At 69.3% G+C, this 11,586-nt stretch carries 11 protein-coding genes; 6 read left to right on the top strand and 5 right to left on the bottom strand.

Features of this window, described 5'->3' with window-relative positions; genetic code table 11:
- Positions 1-7: 7 nt before the first annotated feature.
- Entirely contained in the window at positions 8-802 is a 795-nt protein-coding gene (locus tag ACI8U3_RS10080; RefSeq protein ID WP_415014738.1) for a sulfite exporter TauE/SafE family protein, read from the top strand.
- A 66-nt stretch (positions 803-868) separates the two neighbouring features.
- Here the strand turns inward: ACI8U3_RS10080 and guaA are convergent, their stop codons facing one another.
- From guaA to guaB, 5 genes are all read right to left on the bottom strand, one after another.
- Positions 869-2,425 (bottom strand): glutamine-hydrolyzing GMP synthase, encoded by a 1,557-nt coding sequence (guaA, locus tag ACI8U3_RS10075; protein WP_415014737.1) that lies wholly within the window; start codon positions 2,423-2,425, stop codon positions 869-871.
- Complete coding sequence (locus ACI8U3_RS10070) at positions 2,422-3,123, bottom strand: 5'-methylthioadenosine/S-adenosylhomocysteine nucleosidase (RefSeq protein ID WP_415014736.1); 702 nt, start codon at positions 3,121-3,123, stop codon at positions 2,422-2,424. The genes guaA and ACI8U3_RS10070 overlap by 4 nt, the downstream gene beginning before the upstream one ends.
- Positions 3,120-4,424, bottom strand: coding sequence for an RsmB/NOP family class I SAM-dependent RNA methyltransferase (locus tag ACI8U3_RS10065; protein ID WP_415014735.1), 1,305 nt, complete (start codon positions 4,422-4,424; stop codon positions 3,120-3,122). Before ACI8U3_RS10065 ends, ACI8U3_RS10070 begins: the two co-directional genes overlap by 4 nt.
- Before the next feature lie 9 nt (positions 4,425-4,433).
- Complete coding sequence (locus tag ACI8U3_RS10060) at positions 4,434-4,826, bottom strand: MAPEG family protein (protein WP_415014734.1); 393 nt, start codon at positions 4,824-4,826, stop codon at positions 4,434-4,436.
- A 148-nt stretch (positions 4,827-4,974) separates the two neighbouring features.
- Entirely contained in the window at positions 4,975-6,432 is a 1,458-nt protein-coding gene (gene guaB, locus ACI8U3_RS10055) for an IMP dehydrogenase (RefSeq protein ID WP_415014733.1), read from the bottom strand.
- A gap of 127 nt (positions 6,433-6,559) precedes the next feature.
- Here guaB and ACI8U3_RS10050 point away from each other — a divergent pair, with 127 nt between their 5' ends.
- The 5 genes from ACI8U3_RS10050 (at position 6,560) to ACI8U3_RS10030 (ending at position 11,563) form a co-directional block, all read left to right on the top strand.
- A complete protein-coding gene (locus ACI8U3_RS10050) occupies positions 6,560-7,120 on the top strand; it encodes a DUF2061 domain-containing protein (RefSeq protein ID WP_415014837.1) in 561 nt (186 codons plus the stop codon).
- A gap of 58 nt (positions 7,121-7,178) precedes the next feature.
- A complete protein-coding gene (locus ACI8U3_RS10045) occupies positions 7,179-7,562 on the top strand; it encodes a DUF2946 family protein (protein WP_415014732.1) in 384 nt (127 codons plus the stop codon).
- Positions 7,563-7,639: 77 nt separating this feature from the next.
- Complete coding sequence (locus tag ACI8U3_RS10040) at positions 7,640-9,706, top strand: TonB-dependent receptor family protein (RefSeq protein ID WP_415014731.1); 2,067 nt, start codon at positions 7,640-7,642, stop codon at positions 9,704-9,706.
- Between the two features lie 5 nt (positions 9,707-9,711).
- On the top strand, positions 9,712-11,052 hold the full coding sequence (locus tag ACI8U3_RS10035; RefSeq protein WP_415014730.1) for a PepSY-associated TM helix domain-containing protein: 1,341 nt from the start codon (positions 9,712-9,714) through the stop codon (positions 11,050-11,052).
- A 43-nt stretch (positions 11,053-11,095) separates the two neighbouring features.
- Positions 11,096-11,563, top strand: coding sequence for a copper chaperone PCu(A)C (locus tag ACI8U3_RS10030; protein WP_415014729.1), 468 nt, complete (start codon positions 11,096-11,098; stop codon positions 11,561-11,563).
- Positions 11,564-11,586: the final 23 nt, after the last annotated feature.

The raw sequence follows: 11,586 nt of genomic DNA, 5'->3' as shown, positions 1-11,586 counted from the left end.
GCCGATCGTGGACCTGTCCCTGCTTCAGTATGTGCTGGGCGCCGGCGCCGGCTCCCTTGTCGGCTTCTCGCTCGGGCTGGTCGGCGGCGGGGGGTCCATCCTGGCCGTGCCGCTGATCGTCTATCTGGTGGGCGTCAAGGATCCCCATCTGGCGATCGGCACCAGCGCCTTCGCCGTCGCCGCCAACGCCTTCGCCAACCTGTTGAACCACGCCCGCCACGGCACGGTGAAATGGAAGATCGCCGGCCTGTTCGCCGTGGCGGGAGTCTTCGGCGCGTTCCTGGGCTCCACCCTGGGCAAGGCGGTGGACGGCCAGAAACTGCTGGCCCTGTTCGCGGTGCTGATGCTGGTGGTCGGGGTGCTGATGCTGCGAGGCCGGTCGGCCTCCGGAGACCCCGACGTGGTCCTGACGCGAGGCAATGCGCCGAAGCTGGTCGGAACCGGCGCCTTGACCGGCGTCATGTCGGGTTTCTTCGGCATCGGCGGCGGGTTCCTGATCGTGCCCAGCCTGATGTTTTCGACCCGCATGCCGATCTACTACGCCGTCGGCTCGTCCCTCGTCGGCGTCACCGCCTTCGGCCTGACCACGGCGTTCAACTATGCGCTGGACGGCTGGGTGGACTGGCCCCTGGCGGCCGTCTTCATCGGCGGCGGCGTTCTCGGCGGCCTCATCGGGGCCCGCCTGGCCAAAGCCCTGTCAGGACGGAAGGGCGTGCTGAACACCGTTTTCGCCGGGCTGATCTTCGTCGTCGCCCTCTACATGCTTTACCGCAGCGCCGGCGCGCTCGGCCTGATCGGGTGAGTCCAGGCCACGGAACTCGACGCCCTTGATCTCCTCAGACAAGGCCCATCCAGCGGACCTCGCCCCTCACTCCCACTCGATCGTGCCCGGCGGCTTCGACGTCACGTCATAGACCACCCGGTTCACGCCGCGCACCTCGTTGATGATGCGGGTGGCCGTCTTGGCCAGAACGTCCCAGGGGAACTGGTAGAAGTCCGCCGTCATGCCGTCGGTGGAGGTCACTGCGCGCAGGGCCAGCACCTTCTCGTAGGTGCGCGCATCGCCCATCACGCCGACGGTCTTGACCGGCAACAGCACGGCGAAGGCCTGCCAGATCTCATCGTACAGGCCCGCCTTGCGGATTTCGTCCAGATAGATGGCGTCGGCGTCCTGCAGGGTCTTCACCGCGTCCGGCGTGATCTCGCCGGGGATGCGGATGGCCAGCCCCGGTCCGGGGAACGGGTGGCGGCCCACGAAGGCGTCGGTCAGGCCCAGCTCACGGCCCAGCGCCCGCACCTCGTCCTTGAACAGTTCGCGCAGGGGCTCCACCAGCTTCAGCTTCATGAAGTCCGGCAGGCCGCCCACATTGTGGTGGCTCTTGATCACGGCGCTGGGTCCGCCCGAGGCCGAAACGCTCTCGATCACGTCGGGGTACAGCGTTCCCTGGGCCAGGAATTGCGCGCCCTCGATCTTGCCGGCCTCCCGGTCGAACACCTCGATGAAGACCCGGCCGATGGTCTTGCGCTTGGTCTCGGGGTCGGAAACCCCGGCCAGCTGGCCCAGGAATTCCTCTGACGCATCAACATGGATCAGCGGAATGTTGTAGTGCTCCCGGAACAGGGTCGTGACCTGGGTCGCCTCGTCCTTGCGCAGCAGGCCGGTGTCCACGAACACGCAGGTCAGCTGGTCGCCGATGGCCTCGTGGATCAGCACCGCCGCCACCGACGAATCCACCCCGCCCGACAGGCCGCAGATGACCTTGGCGTCGCCCACCTGCGCCCTAATCTTGTCGATCTGCTCGTCGCGATAGGCGGCCATGGTCCAGTCGCCGGTCAGACCCGCCACCCCGTGGGTGAAGTTCTTCAGCAGGGCCGCCCCGCGCGGGGTGTGCATCACCTCCGGGTGGAACTGCACGCCATAGATTTTCCGCGTCTCGTCGGCGATGGCGGCGAAGGGCGCGCCCTCGGACGTGGCGATGACCTCGAAGCCCGGCGGGATGGCGGTGACCCGGTCCCCGTGGCTCATCCACACCGGCTCGCGGTGGTCCACCGCGCCGATCCCGGCGAACAGGGGGCTGTCCTTCTGGATGACGATCTCGGCCCGTCCGAACTCGCGATGGTGGCCGCTCTCCACCTTGCCGCCCAGCTCATGACAGATCAGCTGCTCGCCGTAGCAGATGCCCAGGATCGGCGCGCCATAGTCGAACACCGCCTTGTCCACCCGCGGGCTGTCCGCCTCGGTGGTGGAGGCCGGGCCGCCGGACAGGATGATCGCCTGGGGCTGCATGGCGGCCAGCGCCTCGCCCGCCTTCTGGAACGGATGGATCTCGCAATAAACCCCCGCTTCGCGCAGCCGCCGCGCGATCAGCTGCGTCACCTGGCTGCCGAAATCGACGATGAGGACTTTCTGGTGTTGGGTGGTCATGCGGTCGAATCCGGGGCGAGGGAATGGGCGGGGTCTAGGCTGGAGCCAGCCGAAATTTCAAGGGCGGCGAGACCGTCGGCCTCCAGCCGCGCGATCAGCGCGTCCAGCGCGGCGGCCAGATTTTCATCCACGTGATGCAGGGTCGAGGTCCAGTCCTCCAGCGCCTTCAACTCGGCCCGCCCGTCGGACACGCCGCGAAGGGCGACCAGGGGCACGCCGAAGGTCTGCGCCGCACGCAACAGGGCCCATGTCTCCATGTCCACCATGTCCGCCTCGATGGCGTCATAGGCCGCGCCGGAAATCACGTCGCCGCCGGTGGAGAGCTCGGCGCACGGCGCCCCGGGGATCGGGCACGGCAGGGGCAGGACGGCGGGCAGGTTCGACAGCGGCGTCACGCCCTTCGCAAACCCCAGCGGGCTGGCGTCCATGTCGCGATAACTGACCGACGACGCCTGATAGACCGCCGCATGCTCCAGCGTCCGCGAGCCGCACGAGCCCAGCGAAACGATCAGGTCCGGCAAGGCCCCGTCCGCCGCCATCCGCCCCAGCGCGGCGGTCAGGGCCACCGCCGCCTCCACCGGGCCGACGCCGGTCATCAACGGCTGGATACGCGCCTGCAGGTGCACGCCGTACTCCGCCGGCGCCGCCATCACCGGCAGCACCGCCAGCCCGCCCCAGCGCGCGACCCGCCCGCTCATCCGGCGCGCTCGTAAAGCGCGGCGAAGAAGCCGTCGGTGCCGCTGGTGGCCGGGCTGAGCCGCAGCCGATGGCCTCTGGCCAACCCGGCAAGACGCTCGCGCGCCGCATCCGTGAACGCCGGGTTCGACAGCGCCTCGGCCACAGCCACGGGTCGGAACTCCCCGTGCGCCGCCTCGAAGGCGTCCGCCGTCTTTTCGTTCTCACCGGTCAGCATCGAACAGGTCACATAGACCAGCCGCCCGCCCGGCTTCACCAGCGCCGCAGCCCGTCCGAGGATCGCCAGCTGCAACTTGTGCAGCCGCTCGACCTCGTCCGCCTTCAGACGCCACGCATCCTCGGGCCGCCGCCGCCAGGTGCCCGAGCCCGAGCACGGCGCGTCCACCAGCACCAGATCGGCGGCCCCGACCAGATCCTCGACCCCCTCGCCGTCGCCGCCCAGCAGCCGCAGGTCAGCGCTGACCCCAGCCCGCTCCAGCCGCGGCCGGATGGCGTCCAGACGCTTCATGCTGATGTCGGCGGCGATCAGCGTGCCGACCCCCTGCTGCGCCAGCCCCAGGGTCTTGCCGCCCCCGCCGGCGCAATAGTCCACGACCGTCATGCCCGACAGGTCCAGCCCGCCGCCAGACAGCCAGCAGACCAGCTGGCTGCCCTCGTCCTGAATCTCGAATCGCCCGGCCTTGAAGCCATCCAGCGCCTGCACGTTCGGCGGCGGCTCGGCCGCCAGCCGCAGGCCCCACCCCGACCACGGCGTGCGCTCCGGCGACAGCCCCGCCTCGCGCAGCTCGGCCTCCGCCGCCTCCACGCTCGTCTTCCCCCCGTTCACCCGCAGGTCGATGGGCGCGCGCGGGCTCATCAGCGCCTCGGCTTCCTCCGCCCAGCGGTCGCCGAAAGTGGCCTTGAAATCGTACACCACGAATTCCGGCAGGCCCGAGGCGATCCAGCCCGGCGGCTGGCCCTCCGGCGCCGTGATCCGCGCCCGCTCCTGCTTCGACAGGGGCTTGGGCCCGTAGCCCTCGCCCGAGTGCAGGGCCTCGATCTGGTCCAGCGGCATGCCGTCGATCAGGGCCAGCGACCCGATCACCAGCGCCCGCCCGTCCTCGCGTCCACCCATGGCCCAGACCAGCCGCGCCCGCGCGCGGATCACCCGGTACACCCGGTCGGCGATGGCGCGCCGATCCCCGGACCCCGCATAGCGGTTCGCGCGGCCCCATTCCTTCAGCACGACCTCGGCCGGCTGACGGCCCTGGGCGAGGGAGTCGAGGATCGAGGCGGCGGCGGACAGGCGGGCGGCTGGGGTCACTCAGGTCTTTCAGATGAACAGGGCGGCGAGGATCATGATCAGACCGGCCAGCGAGACCAGCCAGACCAGCGACCGCACGAAGGGCACGCCGAAGGCGTACAGCGGGATGTAGATCAGCCGCGCCCAGAAATAGAGCGCCGCGCCCCAGGCCGTTATCGCCCCGGTGCGCCCGGCCAGATAGGCGATCAGCACCGCTCCGATGAAAAGCGGCAGGGTCTCGTAGAGGTTCGCCTGCGCCCGCTCGAGCCGTCCGGTCACCCGGCCCGGCGGCGGCACGTCGGCGTCGCGCGGCCCGGCGTTCCACTTCAGCCCGTACTTCGCCGTCCGCCCCGCCGCCGGAAGCATGATCTGCACCAGCGCCAGGATCAGGGTCGCCGCCAGATAGGTCAGTTCAATGGTCATTCCACATCCCCCGTCATCCTCGGGCTTGTCCCGAGGACCCATTCATCCGCCGCCGCCGCCCGCGCCGCAAGTATCATGGCCCGCGCGGCTGAACCTTGGGCCCTCGGGACAAGCCCGAGGGTGACGGATGAGAGAGGGTCCAACCGCATCATCCCTGCCGATAGTTCGGCGCCTCACGCGTAATCATCACGTCGTGCACATGGCTTTCACGCAGCCCGGCATTGGTGATCCGCACAAACTTCGCCCGGGACTGGAACTCGGGGATCGAGGCCCCGCCCACATAGCCCATGGCCGCGCGCAGCCCACCCACCATCTGGTGCAGCACCGGCGAGATCGGCCCCTTGTAAGGGGTCTGGCCCTCGATGCCCTCGGGCACCAGCTTCTCGGACGACACTTCCTTCTGGAAATACCGATCGGCCGAGCCCCGCGCCATGGCGCCCACCGAGCCCATGCCGCGATAGGATTTGTAGGACCGGCCCTGATACAGGAACACCTCGCCGGGGCTCTCGTCTGTGCCGGCGAACATGGAGCCCATCATAGCCACGCTGGCGCCCGCTGCGATGGCCTTGGCCAGATCGCCCGAGTATTTGATGCCGCCGTCGGCGATGACCGGCGCGCCGGACTCCCGCGCCGCCCGGGCGGACTCCATCACGGCGGTCAGCTGGGGCACGCCCACCCCCGCCACGATGCGGGTGGTGCAGATGCTGCCCGGCCCGATGCCCACCTTCACCGCGTCGGCGCCCGCGTCGATCAGGGCCCGCGTGGCGTCATAGGTGGCCACATTGCCCGCGATGATCTGGATGCGGTTGGACTCGCGCTTGATGCGCTCCACCACCGCCGCCACCGAGGCCGAGTGCCCGTGGGCGGTGTCGATCACTACCACGTCGGCGCCCGCTTCCGCCAGCGCCATGGCCCGCTCATAGCCCGCGTCGCCCACCGTCGAGGCCGCGCCCACCAGCAGGCGGCCCTGATCGTCCTTGGCCGCGTGGGGGAAGGCCTGGGCCTTCTCGATGTCCTTCATGGTGATCAGGCCGACGGCCCGGTAATCCTCGTCCACCACGATGACCCGCTCGATCTTGCGGGTGCGCAGCAGGTCCTGCGCTTCCTGACGCCCGGCGCCTTCACGCACGGTGACCAGCTCGCCGGTGGTCATCAGGCTCGCTGCCTTGACGTTTGGATCGTTCTCGAACCGCATGTCGCGGTTGGTCAGCATGCCCACCAGCTTGCCGGTCTTCGGATCGACCACGGGGAAGCCGCTGATCTTCTTGCGGGCCACGATCTCGCGCACCTCGCCCAGCGTGGTGTCGGGCGTCACCGTCACCGGGTTCACCACCATGCCGCTTTCATAGCGCTTCACGGCGCGGACCTGATCGGCCTGCTCCTCGATGGTCATGTTCCGGTGCAGCACCCCCAGACCGCCGGCCTGGGCCATGGCGATGGCCAGCCGCATCTCGGTCACCGTGTCCATGGCGGACGACAGCAGGGGTATGTTCAGCTTGATGTCTCGGGTCAGCCGGGTCGACACATCGACCTCGGCCGGCATGAACTCGGACGGGCCGGGTTCGAGCAAAACATCATCGAAGGTAAGCCCTTCGCGTATCTCCATGGGGAGTCTCCGTTTTGCGGGGCGCGTATAGCTTGCTGCGGCGCGAAACGGAAGCCCGGCGCGGCCTGTGACGGCGATAAAAGGAATTGTCGTTGCAACTCCGTCGCCTCGGGGCCATTTGTTGAAAATGGTCCGCGCCATCGTCCGATCCGTGAAAGCGCTTGCGCTCAAGGTCGCCACCTACGGCGTCATGCACCTGATCGTGGCCATCATCGTGGCCTACGCCATCACCCGCGACTGGCGCATCGCCCTGGCCGTGGGCCTGATCGAGCCCTTCTTCCAGACCATCGCCTATTCAGTCCATGACCGCGTCTGGCACCGTATCGAGCGGCGCAAGATGCGCTCGGGTGTGGAAGAGACCGCCGAGGCCGTCACCGCCCGTCTGGACCTCATGAACGCGCGCGAACAAAGCCGCGCTCACGGTCACGGCGGCGACCATCAGGGCCACAGCCACGCTCTGCCGACCTCGTTGCGGCAGATCGCCATGAAGACCTTCACCTACAGCCTCATGCACTTCGCCGTAGCTGTGGCGGTGGCCTATGTGCTGACCGGTTTCAATTGGCGGCTGGCCCTGGCCATCGGCTTCATCGAACCGATCGTGCAGACGGTCTTCTTCACCGTTCACGACCGCATCTGGGCCCGTATCGAGGCCAAGCGCGCCAAGCAGCGGGAACTGGCCGCCGCCTGATCGGCGCCGCGACGCCCTGTCGCTGGGCTTCGCCATACGGCTGCGCTATCCCGCTCCCATGACGACTCGCGCGGACACCTGGACGCTGTGGCGATCGCTGGCCTTCCTGGCCGCGGTCTTCGCTGTGGTGCTCGGGGCCCTGCTGCCGTCGGCCGCCCTGGCGGGCTCCCGCGACGGACGTCCTATCGTCATGTGCTCGGCCGAGGGCCCGCGCACCATCCGCGTCGGCGGCGACGGGGACCAGACCAGCGGCCTGGCCGACGCCGCCTGCGCCTTCTGCATCGCGGCCCAAACGCCCGCCCTGCCCCCGCCGTCTCCGCCCCAGCCGCTTCCGGTCATCCGCCCCGCGACCACCGTCGCCTGGACCGCCGCCGCCCAGGCCGCGCCGCCCCCGGCCCGCGCGTCCCCACGACCGCACTCCACCGCTCCACCTCTGGCCTGAAGAACGCCTCACCGCCGGCGCGCACCTGATCGCATCAGCGCGCGCCCTGACGCCTTCCGTTCAGGATTCCAGACTTCATGACCTTCACGACCTTCGCGGCGCCCCGCGCGCTGCTCATGGCCCTGCCACTGGCGGGCGCTCTCGCCTGCCCCGCCCTCGCCTCCGACGACCAGCCCACCACCGTGGACTCCGTCATCGTCACGGCCCAGCGCAATCCCGACGATCCGCCTGTGGTGGCCGAGGCCCGGGCCCGTCTGTCCCGCACCCCCGGCGCTGTGTCCGTGGTCGCGGCCGAGACCTATGAGGACCGCTTCGCGCAAGGCTTTTACGACACCCTGAGAAACGTCCCCGGCGTGCTGGCGCAAAAGCGCTACGGCGAGGAAGCCCGCCTCTCCATTCGCGGCTCCGGCATCGCCCAGGGATTTCACCAGCGCGGCGTGCTGTTCGCACAGGACGGCGTGCCGTTCGCCGACGCCGACGGCTTCTCGGACTTTCAGGCCATCGACGCCATGAGCGCCCGCTACATCGAGGTTTACAAGGGCGCCAACACCCTGCGCTTCGGCGGCGCCCAGCTGGGCGGGGCGGTCAATCTGGTCACCCCCACCGGGATCACCGCCGATTTCGACAACCAGATTCGGATTGAGGGCGGCTCCTACGACAGCGTCCGCGCTTACGGCGCCGTTGCCCGTGAATGGGGCGACTTGGACCTGTTCGTCGCCGTCTCCGGCATGCAGTCGGACGGCTATCGCGACCACAGCGAACAGCAGCAGGCCCGCGTCACCCTGAACGCCGGCCGCTCCTTCGGCGAGGATCGCGAGGTGCGCCTGATCTATCAGGCCGCCGACATCCGTCAGGACATCCCCGGCGCCCTGACGCTGGATCAGGCGCTCAACACGCCCGAAATGGCCAACCCCGGCGCCGTCGCCCTGGATCAGGCCCGCGATCTGGACGTGAAGCGCCTGACGCTCCAGACCCGTTGGCGACTGAACGACTCCACCGTCTTCGAGGGCGCGGTCTGGGGCTGGCAAAAGGACTTGTGGCACCCGATCTTTCAGGTGCTCCAGTCCGACAGCCACACCACCGGCCTGTTCGGCCGCTTCGACTGGACCGGCCAGCTGGGCGGCATGCGCACCGACCTGTTCTACGGCCTCAGCTACCGCGACGGTCAGGTGGATGTGCAGCGCTACATCAACACCGCCGGCCAGCCCGGCGCCATCGCGGCGGACGGCGTGCAGGATGCCTCGGGCCTCGACGTCTTCGCTGAGGGCCGCCTGTTCGTCACCGGCAACCTGGCCGTGGTGGGCGGCGGCTCCTTCGGCCGCGCCACCCGCGACTACCGCGACCAGTTGAACCCCGCCAATGACGACGCCGTCACCTATGAATGGTTCTCGCCCCGGCTCGGCCTGCTCTGGGAAAGCGACGACGGCGCCCAAGTCTACGCCAACATCACCCGCTCGGTGGAACCGCCGACCTACGGCGCGCTCGTTCAGGCGCCCCTGACCGGCTTCACCCCGGTGGACATCCAAGACGCCTGGACCGCCGAACTGGGCACGCGCGGTCGTCGCGGCGCCCTAAGCTGGGACGTCACCGTCTATCGCAGCCAGATCGACGGCGAGATTCTGAACTACACTGTGGGTCCCGGCATCCCGGCCGCCACCTTCAACGCCGACCGCACCATCCATCAGGGCCTTGAGGCGGGTCTGGAATGGACCCTGCCCGTGGACCTGGCGGGCGGCGTCCCGGTCCTGCGCCAGACGTACAATTACAATGACTTCTACTTCGACCGCGACCTGCTGTGGGAGGGTAATCGCCTGCCCGTCGCGCCCGAGCACCAGTACCGGGCCGAGCTGGCGTGGCGGCATCCGTCGGGCCTGTTCCTGACCCCCACGGTGGAGTGGCGCATCGACGACGTCTGGGTCGACTACGCCAATACCCTCAAGGCGCCGTCCTTCGCCGTCTGGGGCCTGAACGCGGGCTTCGATTTCGCGAACGGCGTCACCGTCTTCCTTGACGCGCGCAACCTCACCGATGAACGCTACATCAGCGAGATCAGCGCCGTCACCGACGCCCGCACGGCCTCCACCGCCGTGTTCATGCCGGGCGAGGGCCGCTCGGCCTTCGTCGGCGTCAGCGCGAGGTTCTAGGGCTCATGGGCGATCCGAAACCCCACATCCTTTCTGGCGCCTACCGGGCGGTCTGGCGCTGGCATTTCTACGCCGGTCTGCTGGTCCTGCCGGTGCTGTGCCTGATGGCCCTGACCGGCGGGCTTTATCTGTTCAAGGACGAGATCGACGCCGCCGTCTATCGCCCGTACGAGCGGATCGAGGCCGGACAGCAATGGGCCTCGCCCGACCGCTGGACCGCCGCCGCATCCGTCGGCGCCGGCGGCCGGGTGGTCAATGTGCGGGTTCCGGATCGCCCCGACCGCGCCGTGCGCCTCACCGTCCGCCGCCCGGACGGCGAACAGCGCACCGCCTTCGTGAACCCCTACGACTCCCAGTATCTGGGCGCGGTCCGCTACGGCGGCGTGACCGAGATCGTCAAACAGACCCACAGCCTGTCCATCATCGGCCCCTGGGCCAATCTGCTGGTGGAGATCGTCGCCGGCTGGGCCCTCATCCTCGTGGCCACCGGCGTGTTCCTGTGGTGGCCGCGCAAGCGCGACGCGGGCGTCCTGACCGTAAGGGCCACGCCCCCGTCCGCCCGCCCGTTCTGGCGCGACGTCCATGCTGTGACCGGTCTGTATGCGGGCGCCGTCATCGCCTTTCTGGTGGTCACCGGCATGCCTTGGTCCGCAGTCTGGGGCGACCGCTTCCTGGGCCTGATCCGCGAGACCGGCGCCGGGCGCCCGCCCGCTCCCGCCGCCGCCAGCCCCTGGCTGCACGCCGAGCACGACGACCACCCCGCCGGCGTCGGCTGGACGATGGAAGGCGCGGCCCTGCACGGCGGTCATCATGCCGGCCCCGGCGCCCTGACCCGCGTGCTGGAAACCGCCGAGGCCGAAGCCATGGCCCGTCCCTACACCGTGACCATCCCGACCGACCCGACACTCGCGTACACCGTCGCCCGAGAGAACAAACAGGTTCAGGACGCCCGCTCGCTCTACATTGACAGCGACGGCGCGGTGCGCGCCGACATTCGCTACGACCAGTTCGGCGTCGGCGCCAAGGCGTTCGAGTGGGGCGTCGCGGTCCATCAGGGCACGCAGTACGGCTGGATCAACCGCTACCTCATGCTGGGCGGCTGCATCGCCGTCTGGCTGCTCGCCATCAGCGGCGTCACCATGTGGTGGAAACGCAGACCCAATGGGCGTCTCTGGGGCCGCCTCGGCGCCCCGACCGCCCCGCCCGGTCCCCGCGTCCGCGCCGCCGTCCTGGGCGTCGTTTTGCCTCTCGCCATATTTTATCCCATGACGGGGGCCAGTCTCATCGTCGCCCTGGCGCTCGACCGTCTGGGCCGTCTGATCCGCCGTCGTCTCGCTCCGGCCTGACGCGGCGATCCGCGAACAAGAAGACACGAAGGAAGCCATCGAGATGAAACGCCTAGCGGTCCTGCCGCTGATCACCCTCGCCCTCGCCGCCTGCGGCCAGCCCCAGCCCGAAGGTCCCGCCGTGGTCCAGGCCGAGGACGCCTGGTGCCGCCCCACCCCCAACGGCGTGCTGGTGGGCGGCTGCTACGTGACCTTTGTCTCCAGCCGCGACGATCGCCTCGTCTCCGTCGCCTCGCCCCTGTCCCAGGTGGTCGAGATCCACGAGATGCGCATGGAGGACGACATGATGCGCATGGGCCAGCTGGAGGACGGCCTGCCCCTGCCCGCTGGCGAAACGGTCCAGATGCGCCCCGGCGCCGAGCATCTGATGCTGATGACCCTGTCCGCCCCCTTGGCCGAGGGCGAAACCGTGCCCCTGACCCTCACCTTCGAGGACGCCGCCGAGGTCACCGTCGAAGCCCAGGTCCGCCAGCCCGACGGCGCCGAAGCCGATCACGGCGAGCATCAATAACCCTGCGGCGGACGACGCCCCTG

Source organism: Brevundimonas sp. (assembly GCF_047617075.1).
Classification (GTDB): domain Bacteria; phylum Pseudomonadota; class Alphaproteobacteria; order Caulobacterales; family Caulobacteraceae; genus Brevundimonas.
The sequence above is the reverse complement of the archived record's forward strand: the minus strand, read 5'-3'. Positions and strand labels throughout refer to the sequence as shown.

Coding starts and splice junctions, on each gene's coding strand:
- guaA (WP_415014737.1), bottom strand. CDS start 2,425: ATGACCACCCAACACCAGAAAGTCCTCATCGTCGATTTCGGCAGCCAG.
- guaB (WP_415014733.1), bottom strand. CDS start 6,432: ATGGAGATACGCGAAGGGCTTACCTTCGATGATGTTTTGCTCGAACCC.
- ACI8U3_RS10050 (WP_415014837.1), top strand. CDS start 6,560: ATGGTCCGCGCCATCGTCCGATCCGTGAAAGCGCTTGCGCTCAAGGTC.
- ACI8U3_RS10030 (WP_415014729.1), top strand. CDS start 11,096: ATGAAACGCCTAGCGGTCCTGCCGCTGATCACCCTCGCCCTCGCCGCC.
- ACI8U3_RS10060 (WP_415014734.1), bottom strand. CDS start 4,826: ATGACCATTGAACTGACCTATCTGGCGGCGACCCTGATCCTGGCGCTG.
- ACI8U3_RS10040 (WP_415014731.1), top strand. CDS start 7,640: ATGACCTTCACGACCTTCGCGGCGCCCCGCGCGCTGCTCATGGCCCTG.
- ACI8U3_RS10070 (WP_415014736.1), bottom strand. CDS start 3,123: ATGAGCGGGCGGGTCGCGCGCTGGGGCGGGCTGGCGGTGCTGCCGGTG.
- ACI8U3_RS10045 (WP_415014732.1), top strand. CDS start 7,179: ATGACGACTCGCGCGGACACCTGGACGCTGTGGCGATCGCTGGCCTTC.
- ACI8U3_RS10035 (WP_415014730.1), top strand. CDS start 9,712: ATGGGCGATCCGAAACCCCACATCCTTTCTGGCGCCTACCGGGCGGTC.